Here is a 21,441-nt window from a genome sequence, read left to right as displayed (position 1 = left end):
CGCGTTTCCCTACTCGGTCTGAATCCAAACCGCCTTGGTATCCAAATACGCCTGCAGGTGCTCCACGCCGCCTTCCTTGCCATAGCCCGACATCTTGAGCCCGCCGAACGGCACCGCCGGGTCGATTGCGTGGTACATGTTTACCCAAACCGAGCCCGCTTTCAGCCGTTTCACCGTGCGGTGCGCCGTGCTTAGATCACGGGTAAAGATGCCCGCCGCCAGCCCATAGGGCGTGGCATTGGCGCGCGCGATCACCTCTTCCATCGTGTCGAAGGGCAGGACAGAGATCACGGGCCCGAAAATCTCTTCCCGCGCGATGGTCATGTCGTCGGTCACATCGGCAAAGATCACCGGCTCAAGAAAGTTGCCGCCTTCATAGTCCGCGCCCTCGGGCCGCGCCCCGCCGGTGACCAGCCGCGCGCCTTCGGCTTTGCCCGCAGCGATATAGCCCTCGACCTTTTCGGCCTGCACACGGTTGATCAGCGGGCCGAGGTCCGTGCCCTCATCCAAGCCATGCCCGATCTTCAGCCCCCGCGCGAAAGCGGCCAGTTTCTCGATGAACTCATCCTGAATTTCGCGCGCCACGAACAGCCGCGAGCCTGCGATGCAGATTTGCCCCGAATGCGCGTAGACCGCCATCGCCGCGACAGGCACCGCCTTGTCGATGTCAGCATCCTTGCAGATGATCAGCGGAGATTTCCCGCCCAACTCCAACGTGATCCGCTTGAGGTTCTCAACGCCAGCGCGGGCGATGGTCTTGCCCGTGGCGGTCGAGCCGGTGAAGACCACTTTGTTCACGTCCTCATGTTCGGCCAAACGCGCGCCTGCTTCGCGGCCCGTGCCGGTCACCACGTTGACCACCCCATCGGGCACGCCTGCCTCTTGCATCAACTTCGCGATCATCAAGGGCGTCAGCGGCGCGTCTTCGGAGGGCTTCAATACCACGGTGCAGCCCGTCGCCAAGGCAGGCGCGATTTTCCAGATCGAGGCAGCGGTCGGGGCGTTCCAAGGGATAATCGCCCCCACCACGCCGACCGGCTCGCGCGTTGTAAAAGAGAACATCGATTGCGAGACCGAGTTCTCGATCACATCGCCGTGCAACGCGACCGCCTGCCCCGCATAGAACCGCAGCATCCCGATCACCCGGCGTTTGTTGCCCATGGTCCGCGCCAGCGGCAGACCCATGTCGGCTGTGTCCGACACACAGAGCTTTTCCCAATCGCGCTCCATCACATCGGCAATGCGCAAAAGCACCTCTTGCCGGTCATAGGGCGTGAATTTCGACCACTCCCCCTCAAAGGCCCGGCGCGCGGCGGCGACGGCGGCATCGACATCTTCGGCCCCGCCACGCGGCACCGTCGCCAGCGCCCGGCCCGAAGCGGGATCGACCACATTCAGCACCTCACCGGAAAGCGCGGGCACATCCTTGCCGTCGATGAACATCGGACAGAACTGCCCGTGATAGAGGTCTTGGGCAATCTGGTGGGGGTCGATGGTCAAAGTCATATCAGCCTCATGCAATCAATGCGCCATTCCTATCAAGCGCTGTGTCGGTTTCAAATATACAAAGCCCTGTTTGGCCGAGAAAATCCGCCCCGCCCGCGTTGCGCCGTGGCGGGCGGCGGGGTAGACCTTTACCCAAGGGAACCGCGCGCAGGAGCGGCGGTGGCAAGCGAGGGAAAGCCCATGAAAATCGGTATGATCGGTGTCGGCCTGATGGGCCACGGTATTGCGCGCAACGTGATGCGGCGCGGAGGTTTTGCGCTTGGCTATTTTGGCCACCCCGGCAACCAGCCGACCGATGAGCTGGACGGGCTGGGGGCCACGGCCTTTGACAGTCTTAGCGATCTGGCCGCCGCGTCGGATGTGATTATTCTCTGCGTGACCGGCTCCCCGCAGGTCGAAGGAATTCTGACCGGGGCGGGCGGCGTGATTGCCGGACTGAAGCCCGGTGCGGTTGTGGTCGATTGCTCTACCTCTCTGCCCGCCTCGACGGTAAAGATGGCCGAGGCGGTCAAAGCGGCGGGGGGCGAATTCGTTGACGCGCCAATGACCCGCACCGCGCAATTCGCCCATGAGGGGAAGTTGAACCTGCTGGTCGGGGGGGACGCGGCGGTTGTTGAAAAGGTCTCTCCCGTCCTCGCCTCCTTCACCGACGAGGTCAAACATGTGGGCGAGGTCAGCGCAGGCCACCGTTTGAAATTGCTGCACAACTACGTCTCTGTTGGCTTTATGTCGCTGCTCGCCGAAGCCGCCGCGCAATCAGCTGATGCGGGCATTGATCCGCAGAGCTTTGTCGATGTCTTGGCGGGTGGCGGCGGCGCCAGTGTCGCGCTTGATCGGCTGGCTCCCTTCATCGTCAGCGGCGACCGCGAGGCGCTGCCCTTTGCGATCAGCAATGCGCTGAAGGATTTCGACTATTACCGCCAGATGTCCGCGCAAGCAGGTGCGCAGGTTGAGATTGCCGACGGGGTTTACAGCGCCTTGTCTAAGGTCGTCGAAAAGGGCGCGGGCGATGCCTATGTGCCAGAGTTGGTGCAGCATTTCCGCAAGGGTTAAGCCCTAGGGTCAGAGCGTCAGCGTCCCGATGCTCGACCCGCCACAGACGAAAAGCGTCTGGCCGGTGACGAAACTATTGGCTGGATCGCAGAAGAAGAGAAATGCGTTGGTCACGTCCTCGACTTGCCCCAACCGGCCCACCGGGATGCGTTTGGCAAGCTCTGCTTCGCGTTCGCTTTCTTTCGGGATGATGCCCCAGAAATTGTCGGTCTGCACTGGGCCGGGGGCCACGACGTTGACGGTGATCCCATGCGGTGCAAGCTCCAGCGCCCATGTGCGCGCCATGCCGATCATCCCCGCTTTCGACGCCGAATAAGCGGTGCGCGTCGGGGCGCCCAAGGCCGCGCGCGAGGCGTTGAACATCACCCGGCCAAAGCCGCGTTTTTTCATGTTGGGCAGGAAGGCTTGTAGAAGCGTCAGGGCCGAGCCGAGGTGCAGTTGCGCCAGTCCGGAGATGTCTTCGGGCTTGGCCTCTTCAATCAGATTGGGCCAGATCAACCCGGCGTTATGCACCAGATGGGTCACGTCATAGCGCGCCGCGATATCAGCGGCGACGGCAGCGACGGAGGCGGGATCGAGAAGGTCGGCTTCGATATGCTCACATCCTTCCGCCTCCCATTCCGGCTTGCCCCGCGCGATTGAGATCACCCGATAGCCGCGCTCCAGCAGCCGCTGCGCCAGATCGGCGCCGATGCCCTTGCTGCCCCCGGTGATGACGGCGGTGTAATTGCTCATGGTCTCGCTCCCGGTATCAGCGCCAGCACCCGCAAGGGGCTGCCGGTCCCGCCTTTAATCTTGAGCGGCGGTGCGATCAGCATGGCCCCGGTGGGCGGCAGTTGGTCGAGGTTGCACAGACATTGCAGCCCGTATTTGCCCGCTCCATGCAGCAGGTAATGCGCCGGAAAGGGCGGATCGTAGTGCATCCCCTGCCCCGCGTCGGTGCCGACGGTTTCGGTGCCAAAGCCACGAATGCCGCGCTCCAACAGAAGGGCAATCGCGGCGGGTGTGGGACCGGGCGAATGGGCGCCGTCCTCGTGCATGTTGAGGTAATCCGCGCCGCTGCGCTTTGACCAATCGGTGCGCATCAACACCCAAACGTCTGCCGGGATCGCGCCGTGTTTGGCTTCCCAATCGTGGATGATTTCGGGGGTCAGTTCAAAGTCATCGTCCTGCCCTGCCCCCTCGGAGCAGTCGATCACAACGACCGGGCCGATGAAGGCCTCTGCCGGGATTTCATCCACCGCGCCGTTTGTCACGTCTTTGCCCGAGACCCAGTGAATCGGCGCGTCGAAATGGGTGCCAGTGTGCTCATTGAGGGTGAGGTTATGCCACTTCCACGCCGGGCCGCGATGATCATAGGCCGAGACCTCCTCCATCCGGAACCGCGCGCATTGGCCGAACTCGGGCGGCAGCACGATGACGGGGAAATCGGGATCAAGCCGGTGCGTCAGATCGACGACCCGGGCCGCGCCGCTTGCCAGCGCATCGGCCAGTGCTGTGATTGCATCGCTCATGCGCCGCTCCCCCGCATCTCACGTTCCATCAATGCCGGATCCTCCAGCCAACGGGCCAGAGCATCCTTGGCCACATCCCCGCAGGCGAGCTCTTCGAGGCCATCAATCAGGCCAGTCACCACCGTCCGCGCCAGCGCGCGGGGGGTGACTTTGGGCGGTGGCAGGGGTTGGTGCCATTCATCGTCTACCGGGCCGGTGTAGACATTCATCACCCGCAGCCCGGACCCGGCAAATTCCGCCCGCAGCGTCTGGCTGAGCGACCGCGCCGCTGCCTGCGAGGCATCGAAGCCGCCAAACCCTGCCTCGGGCGCCAAGGCTCCCGCCGACAGGATGTTCACCCACGCCACTGCCGAATTCACACCATCCGCCGTGCGCGACGCCATCGCCGGGCCAAAGCCCTGCGCCAGTCGCATCAGGCCCAGCACATTGGTCTCCATCCCCTCGCGGGCAAAGATCGTATCATTGCCCAGCACCCCGCCGGGGCGGATGAACTGTGCCGTGTTGATGAGGATATCGACCTTGCCGCCGATCTCTGCCGCAAGGCGCGAGACCGAGGCGGTGTCGGTCACATCAAGCGGCATGAGGCTGACGTTCTCCATCCCCTCGAACCCCGCGCGCCCTTCCCACCGCCGCCAATGTTCCGGCTCACCCAGAAAGACCTGCGCCGCACCAGCCTTCAAAAGCGCTTGGGTCAGCGGCAAGACCAAGGGGGAGCGGGCATCGGTGATCAGCACCCGCCGGTGTTTCGGGTCGCTCGACATTGCGCGCAGCATTGGATCGTCTTGCATAAATTCGCTTTCCTCTCGCGGCAGGGCCACCATGACCCCCTGCCCTGCCCGGTCCAATTTGAGCGCCAGACGGACGTGATCGCCGCGCCCGACATCGCCGTGCAGATGGCACACCGCAACCGGTCCGGCGGCGAGTTGGACCGTGCCAATGCGCCATGGCAGACGTTCGCGGAAGTAAGGGTCGGGCGAGACCCGGATCGTCGTTTCGGCCAGCACCTCGCCCGCCGGTTCAGTCTCGCGCCACTCAAGCGCCACCGACAGGCATTTGCCGCAGGCATCACGCGGTGGATATTGCACCGCGCCGCAATCCGCGCAGTGCTGCAGGGCGAACTGCCCGCGCCCTGCGGCAATCGCCAGCCCAAGCGTCGCGCGCGAGCGTTGGGCAGGCGGCAGGGTCGGCACCGTGCTGCGCTTTTGCGGGTTCTTCTTTTGGGGCGGCATCAATGGTTCGGTCATGCCCCGCCCCCTTCGATGATCGCCGCCGCCGAACAGACGCCCCGGTCATAATTGATCATGCCAAAGCCCGAGACCAGCGCCCGCCGGGCGTTTGCAACCTGCGTGCCTTCGGCCTGTCCGGTCACCTGCCGGATCGCTTCGACCAACCCCAGATAACCACCCGCCGCCCCCGCTTGGCCCACCGACAATTGCCCACCCGAGGTGTTGTGCGGGAAGTCGCCGTTGGTCGTGAGATCACGCTTGCGGGCAAAGGCGGCCCCCTCCCCCTTGGCGCAAAATCCGAGGTCTTCGAACTGCATCATCGAGATCACCGGGTAGTCGTCATAGGTCTGCAACAGGTCGACGCCCTCCGGCCCATGACCCGCCATGTCATAGAGCTCCCCAATGTCCATGCCCCAGCCGCCGCGCAGTTGCATCGGGTCTTCGGGATAGGCGTTGTGACGTTCAATCGTGCCGCTGATCTGGGCGAAGGGCAGGTCGCGGCGCAGGGCCTCGTCCTCGCGCATGACCAAAAACGCCTCGGCCCCGGCGCAGGGCATGACGCAGTCGAACAGCGCGATGGGGTCTGAGATCATCCGGGCGTCCATATACTGCGCCAAGCTTAGCGGAGTCTTCATCAAGGCCGCAGGATAGTTCAGCGCATTTGCGCGTTGCGAGACCGCAATATGGCCAAAATCCTCGCGCGTGGCGCTGAATTCCTGCATGTAGCGGTCCATCAGCAGCGCGAAACTGGCGTTGGGGCCGCCGAACCCATAGGGAAAGGTGGCATCCATCGAAAAGCGCGAAAACCCGCTGAGCAGGGTGCGAAAACTGTCGATCCGGTTTGCGTCCCCCGCCACGCAGGCGACCACATCCACGTCCCCCGATTGCACCGCCCGCGCCGCACGGCGCAGCGCGATCACCCCGCTGGCCCCACCCGTGGGCACGGTATCAAGCCAGCGCGGGGAAAGTCCCAAATGTTGGGTCAGCCCGACCGGCGTGTCGGGGGCGAGCGAGAAGCTGGAGACCGAAAATCCGTCCAACTCCGCCGGCGCGATTCCCGCTTCACCCAACATCTCGCGCAGGGCGCGGGCGATCCACCAATGCGCGGTCTCGTTGCTGTAGCGCGCGTAGGGAACCGAGGTGGGTGCCGCGAGCACCACACCGTCATAGCCCTGACGCCTCATGCCGCTGTCCGTTTCTTCATCCCGCGCAGGTCTTGCGTGGCGGGGTCGGTGAGCAGGTCGGCGGCCAGCGTTTTCAGCACCCCTCGTTGGAGTTTTTGGGTCGCGGTCAGGGGCAGCGCCTCGACAAAGGCGATGAAGCCGGGGGCTTTGTAATAGGCAAGTTGGGTGAGGCACCATTGGGTGATCTCTTGCGCCAGCGCGGCGGGATCGGCGGCGCTGTCTTTGGCGACGATACAGGCAAAGACCTCATCCCCGCGCACCGCGTCGGGCACAGCGGCGACGGCGGCGCTGGCCACGGCGGGATGGCGCATCAGGGTCGATTCTACCTCAACCGCTGCAATGTTTTCGCCCGCGCGGCGGATGACGTTTTTCTTGCGGTCAACGAAATACATCGCGCCATCCGGAGCACGGCGCACGATGTCGCCGGTGTGAAACCAACCGTCCGACCATGCCTCATTCGTGGCTTCGGCATTTTTGAAGTAGCCCGCGAAGAACCCGCGCCGAGGGTCGGGACCGGCGCGGCGCACCAGCAGTTCGCCTTGATCGGCCTCTTGCCCGGCATCGTCGAGCAGCCGGACCTCCAGCCCACCCTCGGGGGCACCAAGACAGCTTTCGCCCACCCTCCGGGGTTCGCGGTTGGCGCAGATCACGGCGCCCGCGCCCGTTTCGGTCATGGCCCAAGCCTCCACCAACGGAAAGCCGAAGCGCGCCTCAAACGCGGCGTGGAGTTTTGGGTCGACCCCTGCGCCAAAGCCGAAGCGCAGGGCGTGATCGCGGTCGGCTTCGCTTTCTTCGGCCCCCATCAGCATGGATGGCATGACACCAAGGTAGTGCAGGCAGGTCGCCCCCGAGGCCCGAACCGAGGCCCACCAGCTGCGCGGATGGAACCGATCAAGCGCGGTCAGGCAGCCGCCCACGGCGATCATTGCCATGAAGGAATAAGCCATCGCGTTCATGTGGAAAATCGGCAGGGGCGTAATCATGCGCTCGCGGTCTTGCGACAGGGCGCAGAGCCCACCCGTGTCGGCGTACCACCGCCCGGCGTCGAGGAAATAGGTATTGGTGAGGATGCAGCCTTTGGGCTGGCCCGTGGTGCCGGAAGTGTAGAGAAGTGCGGCTTCCGCGTTCTCCGCGCCGCCATTATGCGCCGCGATGGCCGTGAACGTGACCGGCGATGGGAGTGGATCGCCCGGTGCAATCACCGGCATGTCGCGCCCCGCCTGCCGCGCCGCCGCGCGCAGGTCATCGCCCCGCGAAGGGATCGCCACGGCCAAAACAGGCTCGGCGTGGTCGATCATATAGCTCAGTTCCGCCGCGCGCAGATCGGGGTTCACCGGCACGACCGACAGGCCCAAACCGTTCAGCGCCAGCCACCAGAGGAAAAAGGCCGGGCGGTTCTCCATCAGCAGCATGACCCGCTGGCCGGAAAGGTAGCCCGCCGCCGCGATGTTCTCACGCAAAGCCGCAACCTCGCGCGCGGCTGCGGCATAGCTCACCTCGCCCGCCGCGATGCCGTAGATTTCCGCCGTTTCTGGCAAGACATTGAGAAAGGCGCGGTTGGGATGCTGCGCGGCGGTGTCCTGAAAGGCCGCGTAAACCGTTGCGATCTCTGGCGCGATCATGGCAGCAACTGGATGTTGCGGAAGGCCGCATCGCAATTGACGATATCGACCCGTTTGTTGGCGATCCGCAGCGCGCCCTCGACCAAGGCCAACTCATGCCGCGCGGTGATGGCGAGCAGTTGCTGCTCATCAAGCCGCGTCTCAACGTAGTGCATGAAGGTGGTGGTGACGAAACGTCCCGCCTCCATGTCCATCTCATCGACGAAAGGACGCTGGATCACATGATGGCAGCGGCTTTTGGGCTTTTGGCTGAAGGTTCGTGCGCCATTGAGCCGTTCGACGCGCAATTTCAGCATGAACATATCCTCATACATCAGCGAGGTTTGATTGATCGGATCGGTCTGTTGATAGTCCAGCGGCATCCAGTAATGCCCATCCGGCAGCCAGAGGTTCAGCCATTCGGTATAGCGCCCCTCGTCCAACATGCGCGCTTCGTCATAGATGAAGTCGATCAGGCACTCGCGCGTCACGCTCATTCCGCTGCCTCCGCTGTTTGGCTCATGGTCATGAACTTGACCCAAGCGTGGAATTGGTTGCGCATCTGGCGTTCGGTGGTGCCGTTTTCGACCGCTTCCACTTCAAAATCTTCGTCGTCTTCGATCAGGCGTTGGATGTTCACCCATTCCAAACCGTCGACCATCAGACCCTCTTGGGCGCGCTCGTACATTTCCAAGTCGTCATGGCCGACGATGGAGGTCGGCGCGTTGATCATGCGGTTGTACATCGCGGTGCGGGCGGTCAGCTCTTCCGGGGCGTCGACAAGGCGGTAGATGTAGCTTTCCACCACCGTGCGGTCCGCCGCGATGGGGATGAATACGCGCAGCTGCTGGATCGGGCCCTTGATCATGATGTTCGGGAAATAGACCGTGTTGTGGCGGTTTTCGTCCAAGATCGCCTTGGCTTTCTCCTCTCCATAGCTGTCGCAGAGCGCTTCGAAATAGCCGGGGATGGCGGCGTAATCCGAGTGGATTGAATGGTTTACGCCCGTATGCCCGTGGCCATTGGGCCAAGTGCGGATGCCCATGCCTTCGAAGAATTCGTAAGGCGACATGAAGGGGGCGATGATCTCCATCGCGGGGGGCTTGGGGGCACCTTCGGGGAGGTCCATTTCCTCGTAGAGTTTCACCGCCGTCCCGGCAGAGCTTTCGTGGGCTACCATCGGGTGGCAGGTGTCGGTCTGGTTTTCGACCAGCATCTTCCAGTTGCAATGATGCATGTAACGCAGCGGCGGGCCGACGACTTCGAGCCGTCCGGCGGGGGAACGGTCCACCATATTGTCGAGCGAGGTCAGGCTCGCGCCAAAGAACTCTTCGAAGCTGATGCCCTCTTCCGCGAGCCGGGCAAAGATGAAGCCGCGGTAGTTCTTCACATCGCCAACGCTGCGCATGCCCTTGCCGCTGTCGGTCTCTTCCAGCCCGGTATCTTGGTAGCCTTTTTTGAGCGGGATCGCCAAAAGGCAGCCGTCGGTTTTGAAGCTCCATGCGTGATAGGGGCATCGGAAGAACTTGCCGGTGTTGCCCTGCCGATCGATCACGATCTTGGTGCCCTTATGCGGACAGCGGTTCAGCAGCACATGGATGTCGCCGGTGGAATGACGCACCTGAATGACCGGCTGGGTGCCGATGTGGGTGCTGAAATAATCGCCCTTGTTCGGCGTCTGACTTTCATGGCCGACAAAGACCCACGCATTGGCGAAAAGATGCTTCATCTCTTGTTGGAACACCTCCGCGTCGGTGTAGATATCGCGGTGCACCTGATGTGGCTGCACGAGGGCGGCCAGTGCCGCCGGGCTGTCGTAACGTCCCATGAGTTCCTCCCTCAGATGTCGAGTACAAGGCGCGGTGATTTGGCGCGGCTGACGCAGATTTGCATGACATTGCCTGCCGCGCGTTCCGCCTCGGACAGAACCACGTCGCGGTGATCGGGCGTGCCGCTGATCACGTCGCATTGGCAGATGCCACAGTCGCCGCGCTGGCAGTCGTACATGACATCGACGCCCCCCGCCTCCAGCACGTCGATGATGGATTGGCCGGGCGGGATGGTGAAAACCTCCCCGCTTGAGGCGACTTCGACCTCGAAGGCGCTGTCGCCCTGCTGCTCTTGGGGTGCGTCGAAGAGTTCGAAGTGGATGTGGTCAGGCGCGATACCAGCGGCTTCGGCCTTCGCCTTGACCGCGTCGATCAGCCCCTTGGGGCCACAGACATAGAAATGCGCGTCGCCCCCCGCAGAGGCAATCACCGCATCAAGGTTCAGCGCGCTGTCGTCATCGTCACAATGCAGATGCAAGGCATCGCCAAAGGTCGCGCGCAGGGGATCGCGATAGGCCATCAGGGATGCGCTGCGGCCTGAGTAGTGAAATGCAAACGCCTGACCAGCGGCCTTGAGCGTCGCCGCCATTGAGATCATCGGCGTGATGCCAATCCCCCCTGCCAGCAGCACCGCAGGCGCGTCTTGGGTCAGGGGGAAGTCGTTCTTCGGCGCGGCGCAGGTGATTTCTGCCCCCGGTTTCAGCCCGTGCATATGGGTTGATCCGCCCTTGCCCTCAGGTTCGCGTTGGACGGCGATGCGGTAGCTCTCGGGGGCCTCGGGAATCGGATCGAAGGAGATCAGAGAATAGGCGCGGGTGTCGCCGTCGGGCAGATCGAAAAGCACATGGGCGCCCGCCTCCCACCGCGGCAGCGCGCTGCCATCTGCGGCTGCGATCTGGAACTCACTGATGCGATCGGTCAGCGCTGTGACCTCCCGCACAATAGCGTTGATCTTCGTCATGTGATGTCCTCCCGTGGTAAACAATATGATTTTTCATATAGTTTCGGTCAAGGGTTTTCTTGCCAAGCGCGATTTTGCCCGCCATTTAGGGGTGCCGAGGCGCAAGGAGCCCTCTTTCCATCAAAGGCTTAACAGGTGTGACGCAGCAAAAGACCGACGCAACCTCTGACAAAGACACGGGTCAGGAGGGGGGATTCGTCTCCGATTACCTGCTCTATTTGTTGGCGGCGGCCAGCGATGTGGCGAGCGCACAGTTCCACGCGCAGGTGCGCAAGGCGGGGCTGCGCGTGCCGGAATGGCGCGTGCTGGCCTGTCTGTCGGACACCGATGGCGCGATGATCACGCAACTGGCTCGGCAGGCGCTGGCCGAGCAATCACGACTCACCCGGATCATCGCCCAGATGGAGGAACGCGGCCTGCTGATCCGCCGCAGTGACCCCGCCGATGGCCGCCGGGTGCGTGTCTATCTGACCGATGCGGGCCGGGCGCTGGCCGCCGAACTGGTGCCGCAAGCGCGCCGTCATGAGGCCGCTTTGATCGAAATGCTCAAGGGCAATGAGGGCGCGCAATTGAAACCGGCGCTGAAATCCTTGCTGGCCGCCTTGGACGACACTGCGGATCAACGCGGCTGATCGCAGCCCTTGCCCTGCGCGCAAAAAATGGTTCCAATCGTGCTGTAAATGTGAATACATGAAAAAGCATATACTTGGCGACACGGGTTTGGGAGAACCCCGCCAAGGCATATCGAACGGTATGGGGAGGAGCCCAAAATGACCAAATTCACCAAGTTTCTCACGACGAGTGCGCTTGCGCTCTGCACCGCGACCGGCGCGTTTGCCGCCGAGACGCTGACCATTTCCACTTGGCTGCCACCAAGCCACCCGGTCAACACCGGCATGTTCACGCAACTGACCGACATGATGTCCGAAGCCAGCGATGGGCTGATCGAAACCGAGCTGAAAAACGGCCTTGCCCCGCCGCCCGCGCAGATGGACCTGCTGTTGGACGGTGCCGCCGATATCGCGATCCTGTTTCATGGCTACACGCCCGGTCGTTTCGTCGGCACCAAGCTGGTGGAAATCCCCGGATACGAAGGCAATGCCGAGGCGGCTTCGGTTGCCCATTGGCGCGTGCATGAGGCGATGCTGGCCGAGTTGGACGAGCACCGCGGCGTGAAGGTTATTGCGCTGACGACCCACGGTCCGGGGCAGATTCACTCCAACAAAGAAGTCGCCTCGCTGGAAGACCTCCAAGGGCTTAAAACCCGTCTCGGTGGCGGTGTTTCGGCGGATGTGGGGGCGGAGCTTGGCCTCGTCGGCATTCAGGTGCCCGCGCCCAAGGTTTACGAAACCCTCGATTCCGGTGCCGCTGACGCCGTGGCGATGAACATGGGCGAGCGGATCAGCTTTAAACTGAACGAAGTGGCCAAGAACGTCTATGAAATGCCCGGTGGTTTTTATCGCGGTTCCTTCTCGGTCATCATGAGCCAAGAGACCTTTGACAGCCTGCCCGAAGACGTGCAGCAAAAGCTCGACAGCGAAGTTTTTGGCGAGACGGCGAGCCGCATGATGGGTGCCGTCTGGGATCAGAGCGACGTGGACGCGCGTGAGGCGACCGAAGCCGCAGGCGACAACAAGATCGTCACCGCCTCTGAAGAGGATCAGGCCCGCTTTGCCGAAATGGCCGCCAAGGTGCGCGACAAGGTGATCGCCGAGTTGGACGAAGCCGGTGTCGATGGGCAAGCCGCCTATGAGATGATGCGTGAGGAAATGGCAAACGCCAGCCAGTAACCCCCACCGCCAAAGGGGCCGGTCGCAGCAGCGGTCGGCCCCCAGCCAGGGAACCGCCATGCGCTCTTTGATCCGCCTCACCACCGCCCTCTCGGCCCTGCCGATGACGATGGCCTCTGTCGCGCTTTTCGCGCTGATGGTGCTGACCTTTGCCGATGTCATCATGCGCTCGGTCTTCAACGCCCCGATCGAAGCCGCGACCGAGCTGATCCGCATCGGCATCGCCTTGATCGTTTTCTCTGCCCTGCCCGTTCTGTCGGGCCGCGAGGGGCATATCGCTGCTGACCTGCTGGACCGCCCCTTTGAAAATTGGGGGCTGCAACGCTGGCGCGACGGGCTGGTGACGCTGGGGTGCGGGGTGATGCTGTGGTTTCCAGCCGGGCGGGTGGTGGACCTAGCCTACCGCGCGCTGAGCTATGGCGACGTGACCGAATACCTTGAAATTCCGACCTTTTACATCGGCATGTTCATCGCGGTGATGACCTATCTCACCGCCGTTGTGCTGATCCTGCGCGGGCTTTTGCGCCTCTTTGCGCCGCAACTTCTGGACCCTGCCACATGATCGCATCTGCCATCGGCTTTGCCGCCGTTTTTGCCCTCGTCTTGCTACGCTTGCCGATTGCCTTTGCCATGGGCCTCGTTGGGATGGTCGGGCTGGTCTATGAAACCAGCTACCGCGCCTCAATCTCTATGGTGTCGCGGCTGATTATCGACACCAGCCAAGACTACGGGCTGTCGGTGATCCCGCTTTTCATCCTCATGGGGCTCTTCGTGAACAAAGGCGGCATCAGCCGTGAGCTTTACCAAGTCTCCAACGCCTTTCTGGGGCACTTCCGGGGCGGCTTGGCCATGGCCACCATCGTGGCTTGCGGGGGCTTTGCGGCGATCTGTGGCTCGTCCTTGGCCACGGCGGCGACCATGTCCAAAGTCGCCATGCCAGAGATGCGCAAATACGGCTATGCTGACAGTCTTTCGACCGCGTCCATTGCCGCTGGCGGCACGCTCGGCATCCTGATCCCGCCGTCGGTGATCCTTGTGATCTATGGGCTGCTGACCGAGACCTCTATCGGCGCGCTGTTCATCGCGGGCATCGTGCCCGGCGCGCTTGGCATCCTTCTTTACCTCTGCGCGGTGCGCTTTTCCGTCGCCATGAACCCCGAGGCAGGCCCCGCTGGCCCCCGCGCCACATGGGGTGAGCGGCTGCGCGCGCTGAACCACGTTTGGTCGGTGCTGGCGCTCTTTGCGCTGGTGATCGGCGGGCTCTACGGTGTGCTTGATTTCTGGCCAATCCATTTGGCTTTCTCCCCGACCGAAGCGGCGGGCATGGGGGCTGCGGGTGCTTTCCTCATCGCTTGGGCGCGTGGCGGGCTCAGCTGGGCCGGACTGCGTGAGGTGCTGGAGGAAACGACGCTCACGTCCGCCTCGCTTTTCTCGGTGCTGATTGGCGCATGGATTTTCTCAAACTTCGTGAACCTCGCGGGCCTGCCCGAAGGGCTGCTGGCGACCGTCACGGCGCTGGACCTCGGCCCATGGGTGGTCATGGGGCTGATCCTTTTGATCTACATCGCGCTTGGCTGCATTTTCGAGAGCATGTCGATGCTGTTGCTGACGGTGCCGATCTTCTTTCCACTGGTCACCAGCCTTGGGTTTGATCCGGTGTGGTTCGGTATCATCGTCGTCGTAGTGACAGAGATTAGCCTGATTACCCCTCCCGTGGGTCTGAACGTCTTTGTGCTTAAGGGCGTGGTCGGCGATGTCTCTACCGGGACGATCTTTCGCGGGGTCACGCCCTTCTGGCTGGTCGATATCCTGCGGCTGATCCTGCTGCTGATCTTCCCCGCGCTGGTGCTTTTCCTACCGGGGCAGATGTAAGCCCCCTGCCCTCTCAGCCTCATCGCGCCGCGTCTGTTTGCACTTCGACCAGCGCGGCGCGATAGTGCGGCCAAATCACCAAGGATGAGGCCAGCATGAACATCGACCTACTCAAAGACCTTTGCGAAACCCCCGGCGTTCCGGGGCGCGAGCACCGCGTGCGTGACCTGATCACCCAGCAGATCGAGGGCCTGTTCGACCATGTAGAGACCGACGCCATGGGTTCCCTCCTCTGCCGCCGTGATGCGACGGCAGGCGACGGCAAAGCGCCCAAGATCATGCTGTTGTGCCACATGGATGAGATCGGGTTTCTGGTCAGCCATATCTCGAAAGACGGGTTTCTGTACCTTCAACCCGTGGGGGGTTTTGATCCGCGCAACCTCTTCTCGCGCCGAGTGTTGGTCTGCACCGATCAGGGCGATCTGAAGGGCGTGATGAACCCCGGCGGTAAGCCCATTCACATCTCTTCTGCCGAAGACCGCAAGAAAATTCCCGAAGTGTCGGAGTTCTTCGTCGATCTGGGACTGGGCGAAAAAGCCAAGGACATCGTCAAGGTCGGTGACTTCGTGGTGATGGATGAACCTTTCCTCGAAATGGGCGATCAATTTGTGTCTAAGGCGCTCGACAACCGCGTCGCCTGCTGGCTGGGGATCGAAGCGATCCGCAAGCTGGCCGACAAGGGGCGCGGGGCGGAAATTCACGTGGCCTTCACTTGTCAGGAGGAAGTCGGCCTGCGCGGCGCGCGTACGGCGGCCTATAAAGTGCAGCCCGACATCGGTCTTGGCATCGACACGACGCTGGCCTGCGACACGCCCGGCGTGCCCGACCATTTGGCGACGACGCGCCTTGGCAAAGGGTTTGGCCTGCACGTGCGCGACAGCAGTTTTATCGCCGATGTGGGTCTTGTCAGTGAGATTGAAGACCTGGCCTTGGAACGTGACATTCCTTTTCAACGCACCATGCTCGCCGCCGGTGGACAAGATGGCGCCGCGGCGCAGCAGGCTGCCGCAGGCGCGCGGGCGGTGGGGATCGTGGTCGGCACCCGCTACATCCACACGGTGACGGAGATGGTCTCCAAGAGTGACCTACAGGCGGCGCTTGATATCCTCGTGGCCTATCTGGAAGGCTTCGACGGCAAGGCCGCCTAAAGCCCCCTGCCCCCCCTAAACGCGCCGCGCGCGTTCAGGGGGGGGCTGCATCATCGGGCGCTTGCGGCAGCCAGACGGTAAAGGCCGCGCCTCCCTCGTCCCGGTTGCGCACCGTGATGATCCCCCCGGCGCGCTGGATCAGCGTCTGAGAGATCGACAGGCCCAGCCCCGTCCCCTCTCCGGGTTTCGTGGTAAAGAAGGGATCGAACAGCGAGCCGAGCAACGCCTCTGGCACCCCCGGCCCACTGTCATGGACAGAAAGCGCGACACCGGGCACAGCGTCGCGCTCCTCAGACCTTAGATACAGATCCAACCGCCCTGCCCCCCGCATCGCCTGCACGGCATTGACCACAAGGTTCACCACGACTTGCTGAATCTCGCCCGAGTCCGCGCGCACGGGCGGGACCTCTTCAAAATCGCAATCCACCTCAATCCCGCCCCGGCTGATCAGATGATCAACGAGCACGAGGCAATCCTGCACCAAGGGCCGTAGCGCGATATTATGTTCACAGTCGGAAAACTCAGACGGCGCGGCGAACTTCAGCAATTTGCCGACGATCACCTCGATCCGCGACAGTTGTCTGTCGATCAGCCCCAGTTCCGTGGCCACGGGCGCGGCATCCTCGCCTAGGGTCTCACGGATGACATCGACATTGCCCATGATGACCGCGACCGGGTTGTTGATCTCATGGGCGACCCCGGCGGTGATTTCCCCGATGGAGGCGAGCTTTTCGCTCATCACCAACTGGCGGAAGGTCTGCTCCAACTTCTCATTCGCCTCGCGCAATTCACCGGTACGCTGATCCACGCGCTGGTTCAGCTCATCATTCCAACTGCGCAACTGCCGGTCGCGTTCTTGAACCTGCTCCAGCAACCAATCGAGGTGATGCGCCACCGCGCCGATCTCATCCCGCGCGGGCACTGGCCCGATCCGCGCCGAAAGCTCTCCCTTGCCGACGCGGTGCATGACCTTTGTCATCCGTTCAAGCGGCGAGAAGATTCCCCGCGCCAGCCACAGGAACACCGGCGCCGAGAGGGCCAGCACGGCAAAGAAGGCCGCCAGCATCCACCAGAACGCCTCGCGCTTCGCCTGCGCAAAAGGCGCCTCAAGAAAACCGACATAGAGCATCCCTACCCGCTCCCCGAAACTGTCGGTGATGGGCTGGTAGCCTGAGATATACCAATCGTTCACCACAAACGCCCGGTCGAGCCAAGTGCGCCCTTCGATCAACACGGCCTCCCGCACTTCGGCCGAGACGCGCGTGCCAAGGGCGCGCACATCCTCGAACAGGCGCACATTGGTCGAGATGCGCAGATCGTCGAGGAACAGCGTCGCGGTCCCCTGCCGGTCGCCGCCGGTCACCGCGTTCAAATAGACTAGGTCGTTGATCGTATCGATGAAGTCGAGGTTTCGGTTCAAAAGCATTCCGCCAACCAAAACGCCCTGCCTGCCGTTCAGCGCAACCGGGCTTGCCGCATGGACCACCATCCCGCGGTCTTCGACTTTTCGGTTGGTGGGCACGGCGGCGGGCGTGTCGATCACCGGCACCTGCGCGCGTACCGCAAGCGCGTCGTTCAAAGTTGTCAGCCGTGCATTGCTAAATACGTCGATCTCCGCCCCGCGTGCTCCCCGCGCCGCGCGGGCGATCACCGGCCAATCCTCGCCTTCATCGACCGCTGTTTCGAGGGGGAGGAAGCGCAGAAAATCCAAGCCCAGCCGATCTTGTATCTCGGCAAATGAGGCCACCCGATCTGCGGTCGGCATCTCAAGCAAGCGGGCAAATTCGACCGAGCCTGCGACGGCATCCAGTTCATTGCCGGTCTGCGCCAACAACCGCGCGAGATACTGGTTGGCGATCCTCAACTCGCTCTCGACATTCGCGATGAGCACTTCGTCATAGTCCGCCGTCCAACGCGACATGCCCAAGACCAGCAGCAGCGGCATCAACACGATAAGCGGTGTTAGCGCGAGGATCAGCAGGCGTAGGCGAACGGAGGTCATGGGCTTTCCCGGAAAACTGAGGCCAATTTAGCCGCTGCGCCTTCAAGGGTGAAGTGTGGGGGCGTATTTTGCCCGACAAACCCCACCAATTCAGTATTTTGGCCCCGATTGCCAAGCATACATATGCCTAACCCATTGTAAAACCGTAGGTTTTCAAATTGTCAGCTGACAATTGCGCTGATTTACCAGTGCTGCCACCATGGGATTAAGGGAAAAAGCGCCATTACGGGCCATTTGGGTCAAACGGCGAAGATATGCGCCCGGGCTTCGGATGGTCGCGGCTTTCTCAAGCAGACAAAGGACTGTCACCGCTGCGCTCTCCGCACCCATGTCCCGTTTTGCCTCATTTAAGACCGGCAGGTCAATCCCCAGCATTGGGGCAATCTGATCTCCGATCCGTACAATGTCACTCCAATTGCGCATCGCTTCTGGGAAGAAGCTTTGAACTTCTTTGCAAGCAGCGACCACCTCAGCAAAAGTGACCCCTTTTTTTGGCTTGTTGTCTTCACTGTCAATGTTGTCAGCCGAGTGAGGGAGGGCGTCTTTCGGACCGCTCTGCTGTTCAGAGTCAAAATAGGATTTAATTGAATCCTGTATGTGCCGCTCATTTTCGCCGTCGCTGGCGCTCATTTGTTCTGTAGATGGGGCAGGGGAAACCGGTTCTGCTTCGGCTTCATCAACAATGGTGGCCGTGCTCTCAAGCGCCTCACGTAATGCATTCTCAAGAAGGGTCAATGCCGCTTCATCCGGCTTGCGCCGAAGGACACGCCCCGCCTCATTTGCCACCCCCTCAGCGCCACCCTGACGGATCAGCGCGTGCCTCAGAACAAGCACCCGGTCCCTCAGCGCTTGCAGCCGCTCACTGTGCGCTTCGGCTGCCTGAGCGGCTGTCTCTATCATATCTGACTGAACGACAAGGGGGGAGAGGTCAAAGCCAAAGGCCAGCGCAATCGCGCCGCCCCGGTTTCGTGCAAAGCGTTTGCGATTGGGGCTATCGTGCCGGGCAATAAGCCCGACACGGACAAGCTGGGCAAGATGCCGTCGAAGCGTGCTTTCAGGCATCCCGTGCAACCGCTCAGACAGCCGGGCGTTCGAGGCAAATACGATCCCTGCCGCGCCATCTGGAATATGACGGCTCGGCAGAAAGCTGAGCAACGCCTTCAATACGGTGAGGGTGCGGTGCGACAATTCAAAACAGTCAGCCGCAGTTGTCAGCCGGTCGAGCAAAGCCCATTTGTCCGGCCCCTCGCATGACACTTGGGTAGCCGATTTCGGCCGCCCGAACCCAGTTCGGAACGTGTTTTCCATTTAAAATCACGAAAGACAACAAAATACCGGCCCTATCCCATCGGGTAGAGTTGACATCGATAAATCTTTGGGGCTATCTCGAAGGTGCAAAGTTTGAGAAGGGCCTTCCGGGATTTATCCTGGGGGGCTTTTTTTGTGGTCTTGGATGTGCCTCCTGTTGCTACTTCCTCAATTTCTCACGCGCGGGTCTTTTGCCAGCGGTCGTGAATCTCTTGCAAAAGCTCTTCTGCATGCGCATCGAGCCATGTATCAAATCCCTCGGCTGCACGGGCAGGGACGGTCACCGTGACACCACGCTTGCCGCTGCGAATGTCCGCCAAAGCCTTGCCATCACGGCTCCGCAGGGTGCGGGGCTTGGCCGATGGGGCAGGGGAGGCGGCAGCTTTCTCGGGCTGGGCTGAGGCTTCGGCAAAGATCGCCTCGAACCGTTCATCTGAATTGAACCCTTCCCAGTCGGCCTGCGACATCCGTTTGTCCGCCCGCGCTTTTGCTGCGGGTTGCTCAAAAAGCTTGACCAAAGCCATCCAGCGGTCCCGGCCGATGGACGGGGCAGAACCGATCTGGCGCAAAAAAGGTAGCTCAAACGCATGACCAACCTTGAGCATGCGACTGACCATCGGCAGATCGATCGACAGCGCGTCTGCGATTGTCTGCCGGTCATGCCCGCCCACGTCTAACTGAGCAGCAAAGCTCGCCTTTTCGATAAACGACAGATCCTGTCGCGCGGTATTCTCCTGCCCCTGCGCCATCACCAGAGCATGGTCGTCCAACTGGCGGACCATCGCCTTGACGGGCATCCCAAGCGCTTTCAGTGCCTGAAGCCGCCGTCGCCCGTAGACAATTTCAAACCGTCCGGGGGTTTTGGGGTGGGGTCGAACGAGCACAGGAACCTGCTGCCCGTAGGTTTTGAGGCTGTCTTGCAGCTGCTTCTGAGCCTGTGTATCAGTGCCTAAACGGTCTTCGACACCAGCCATGTCGATCAGATTGCCGTCCAATTCCTGAACCGCGTTTTCTTGCATCCGGTTCAACGAAGACTGAAGCGCCCCCACCGCGCCGCGCGGCATTAAACTGGCCTTACCCCGGCTCTTATTAGGCTCTATCGAGGGGGATTTAGGCTTCTCCGGCTTCTCAACATTCGCCGGTGCAGAAGATAAAATGCCTTTACGTGCCATTACCGCCCCCATGCTTTCTGGATCATGCTTTCGATCTCATCATTCACAAGATTGAGTGAATCCACCGCCCGGTCATAGGTCGAGCGGTGAAATTGGGACCGGTCGACCTCATAAATCGTCTGATGCGTCAGCCCGGCATCCGAAATCGCGGTGGATTTCAACATCGGTGCGACCATGACTTCCTCGTCAAAGAGCTGGCGCAGGAAAGATAGAACCTGTTGTTGCGGCCCATCATTCGGCTCGTACCGATTTATCAGGAAACGCAGGAAATCAAATTCCATGCTTGCTCCTGCATTAGAGACTACATCAAGCAGGTCCGCGCTCATCTGCAGGAACTGCGACATCGATGCGACGTCGAGCATGTTTGGGACCACTGTGATTAACACGCCCGTCGAGGCGCAAAGCGCCGACATCGTGAGGTACCCCAGTTGCGGCGGGCAATCGAAGATAACCACGTCGTAATCTTGCTCTACGTCCTGCAGAGAGGTCGCCAACCGGGCGAAAAATGCCGGCTGGGTGTTGTTCAGCAGAGCTTGGGGGGTTTCATGCTCAAACTCCTGAAGCATCAACCCGCCGGGAGCAAGATCAATGCCAGTAAAGAATGTTTTCTGAATGACATCGGCCAAAGGGACCGGATCGTCATATTGGATGGCATCGTAGATGGTCCCCGAGTTCAGGAAATCATACTCGGGCCGATAGCCAAAAAGCGTTGTTAGAGACGCTTGCGGGTCAATATCGACGCAGAGCACACGGTAGCCCTTCAAGGCCAGTCGTTGCGCCGCATGGATTGCGCTCGTCGTCTTTCCGCTGCCGCCTTTGAAGTTCAAAAAGGACAATACTTGCAGTTTGTCCCCGTCACGACGGCCACGCTGGTAGGCACCGCGCGATTTGGCCGTTGACTCAAGCGTGCGCCGGATCGAGAGCAGATCTTCAGCACTGTAATGCCGCCGCCCGCCCGGGCTTGTCTGAACGTCAACGACCTTATTGTCGAAATGGAGTTTGCGAAGGAAGCTGGTTGAAATTCCAAGCAATTCAGCCGCTTCTCCGGCTGAAAAGCGGCGTAGCTCCTTGCGCGCGTCGGGCGCAAAGACCTTCAACATGTGACTTTCCAACGCCTCGGAAAGCGTTTCCGCATTACGGCGGATCCGTGTATTGATGTGTACAGTGTCCGTCACATCTGCCCTCGCTCTCAGTAACGCTATTATTCGGTAGCGCTTTTGTTTCCGTTACTTAATGCCATTAAAGCGATGCGTGCAATAGATTCTTGCGCGAGGA

Annotated in this window: 19 protein-coding genes; 6 read left to right on the top strand and 13 right to left on the bottom strand. The window is 61.5% G+C overall.

All coding sequences use genetic code 11. From position 1 onward, the window contains the following. Positions 1–9: 9 nt before the first annotated feature. On the bottom strand, positions 10–1,506 hold the full coding sequence (locus B5M07_RS16630) for an aldehyde dehydrogenase family protein (protein WP_120352324.1): 1,497 nt from the start codon (positions 1,504–1,506) through the stop codon (positions 10–12). A 180-nt stretch (positions 1,507–1,686) separates the two neighbouring features. Between B5M07_RS16630 and B5M07_RS16625 the strand changes: the two genes are divergently transcribed. Next, positions 1,687–2,559 carry an NAD(P)-dependent oxidoreductase gene (locus tag B5M07_RS16625; RefSeq protein WP_120352323.1) on the top strand — a complete coding sequence of 291 codons (873 nt, stop codon included), beginning with the start codon at positions 1,687–1,689 and terminating at the stop codon, positions 2,557–2,559. Between the two features lie 9 nt (positions 2,560–2,568). On the opposite strand, the gene B5M07_RS16620 is transcribed toward B5M07_RS16625, so the two are convergent. Genes B5M07_RS16620 through B5M07_RS16585 form a run of 8 tightly spaced genes read right to left on the bottom strand, consistent with a single transcriptional unit; the run spans position 2,569 to position 10,874 of the window. Next, a complete protein-coding gene (locus tag B5M07_RS16620) occupies positions 2,569–3,294 on the bottom strand; it encodes an SDR family NAD(P)-dependent oxidoreductase (RefSeq protein WP_120352322.1) in 726 nt (241 codons plus the stop codon). After that, positions 3,291–4,073, bottom strand: a complete 783-nt coding sequence (locus B5M07_RS16615; protein WP_120352321.1) for a cyclase family protein — start codon at positions 4,071–4,073, stop codon at positions 3,291–3,293. Before B5M07_RS16615 ends, B5M07_RS16620 begins: the two co-directional genes overlap by 4 nt. Further along, entirely contained in the window at positions 4,070–5,317 is a 1,248-nt protein-coding gene (locus B5M07_RS16610) for an SDR family NAD(P)-dependent oxidoreductase (RefSeq protein WP_120352320.1), read from the bottom strand. Before B5M07_RS16610 ends, B5M07_RS16615 begins: the two co-directional genes overlap by 4 nt. Beyond that, a complete protein-coding gene (locus B5M07_RS16605) occupies positions 5,314–6,483 on the bottom strand; it encodes a thiolase family protein (protein ID WP_120352319.1) in 1,170 nt (389 codons plus the stop codon). The genes B5M07_RS16610 and B5M07_RS16605 overlap by 4 nt, the downstream gene beginning before the upstream one ends. Next, a complete protein-coding gene (locus B5M07_RS16600; protein WP_120352318.1) occupies positions 6,480–8,105 on the bottom strand; it encodes an AMP-binding protein in 1,626 nt (541 codons plus the stop codon). The genes B5M07_RS16605 and B5M07_RS16600 overlap by 4 nt, the downstream gene beginning before the upstream one ends. Then, a complete protein-coding gene (locus tag B5M07_RS16595; protein WP_120352317.1) occupies positions 8,102–8,581 on the bottom strand; it encodes an aromatic-ring-hydroxylating dioxygenase subunit beta in 480 nt (159 codons plus the stop codon). Before B5M07_RS16595 ends, B5M07_RS16600 begins: the two co-directional genes overlap by 4 nt. Beyond that, positions 8,578–9,912: an aromatic ring-hydroxylating dioxygenase subunit alpha gene (locus B5M07_RS16590; protein WP_120352316.1), complete on the bottom strand. Its 1,335-nt coding sequence runs from the start codon at positions 9,910–9,912 to the stop codon at positions 8,578–8,580. The genes B5M07_RS16595 and B5M07_RS16590 overlap by 4 nt, the downstream gene beginning before the upstream one ends. An 11-nt stretch (positions 9,913–9,923) precedes the next feature. Further along, positions 9,924–10,874, bottom strand: coding sequence for a PDR/VanB family oxidoreductase (locus tag B5M07_RS16585; RefSeq protein WP_120352315.1), 951 nt, complete (start codon positions 10,872–10,874; stop codon positions 9,924–9,926). A gap of 137 nt (positions 10,875–11,011) precedes the next feature. Here B5M07_RS16585 and B5M07_RS16580 point away from each other — a divergent pair, with 137 nt between their 5' ends. From B5M07_RS16580 to B5M07_RS16560, 5 genes are all read left to right on the top strand, one after another. Next, a complete protein-coding gene (locus B5M07_RS16580; RefSeq protein ID WP_120352314.1) occupies positions 11,012–11,506 on the top strand; it encodes a MarR family winged helix-turn-helix transcriptional regulator in 495 nt (164 codons plus the stop codon). Between the two features lie 138 nt (positions 11,507–11,644). Further along, positions 11,645–12,664: a TRAP transporter substrate-binding protein gene (locus B5M07_RS16575; RefSeq protein ID WP_067628729.1), complete on the top strand. Its 1,020-nt coding sequence runs from the start codon at positions 11,645–11,647 to the stop codon at positions 12,662–12,664. Between the two features lie 58 nt (positions 12,665–12,722). Then, positions 12,723–13,226, top strand: a complete 504-nt coding sequence (locus tag B5M07_RS16570; RefSeq protein WP_067628726.1) for a TRAP transporter small permease — start codon at positions 12,723–12,725, stop codon at positions 13,224–13,226. Next, complete coding sequence (locus B5M07_RS16565) at positions 13,223–14,536, top strand: TRAP transporter large permease (protein ID WP_120352313.1); 1,314 nt, start codon at positions 13,223–13,225, stop codon at positions 14,534–14,536. Before B5M07_RS16570 ends, B5M07_RS16565 begins: the two co-directional genes overlap by 4 nt. Positions 14,537–14,631: 95 nt before the next feature. Beyond that, positions 14,632–15,684 (top strand): M42 family metallopeptidase, encoded by a 1,053-nt coding sequence (locus tag B5M07_RS16560; RefSeq protein WP_120352312.1) that lies wholly within the window; start codon positions 14,632–14,634, stop codon positions 15,682–15,684. 34 nt (positions 15,685–15,718) lie between these two features. Here B5M07_RS16560 and B5M07_RS16555 read toward each other — a convergent pair whose 3' ends face one another. From B5M07_RS16555 to repA, 4 genes are all read right to left on the bottom strand, one after another. Then, entirely contained in the window at positions 15,719–17,686 is a 1,968-nt protein-coding gene (locus tag B5M07_RS16555; protein ID WP_120352311.1) for a sensor histidine kinase, read from the bottom strand. Positions 17,687–17,839: 153 nt separating this feature from the next. After that, complete coding sequence (gene repC, locus B5M07_RS16550) at positions 17,840–18,994, bottom strand: plasmid replication protein RepC (RefSeq protein ID WP_120352310.1); 1,155 nt, start codon at positions 18,992–18,994, stop codon at positions 17,840–17,842. 176 nt (positions 18,995–19,170) lie between these two features. Then, positions 19,171–20,166, bottom strand: a complete 996-nt coding sequence (repB, locus tag B5M07_RS16545) for a plasmid partitioning protein RepB (RefSeq protein WP_120352446.1) — start codon at positions 20,164–20,166, stop codon at positions 19,171–19,173. Next, positions 20,166–21,341 (bottom strand): plasmid partitioning protein RepA, encoded by a 1,176-nt coding sequence (repA, locus tag B5M07_RS16540; RefSeq protein WP_120352309.1) that lies wholly within the window; start codon positions 21,339–21,341, stop codon positions 20,166–20,168. The genes repB and repA overlap by 1 nt, the downstream gene beginning before the upstream one ends. Positions 21,342–21,441 lie beyond the last annotated feature (100 nt).

This window comes from Sulfitobacter sp. D7 (genome assembly GCF_003611275.1).
Lineage (GTDB): Bacteria > Pseudomonadota > Alphaproteobacteria > Rhodobacterales > Rhodobacteraceae > Sulfitobacter > Sulfitobacter profundi.
The sequence above is the reverse complement of the archived record's forward strand: the minus strand, read 5'-3'. Positions and strand labels throughout refer to the sequence as shown.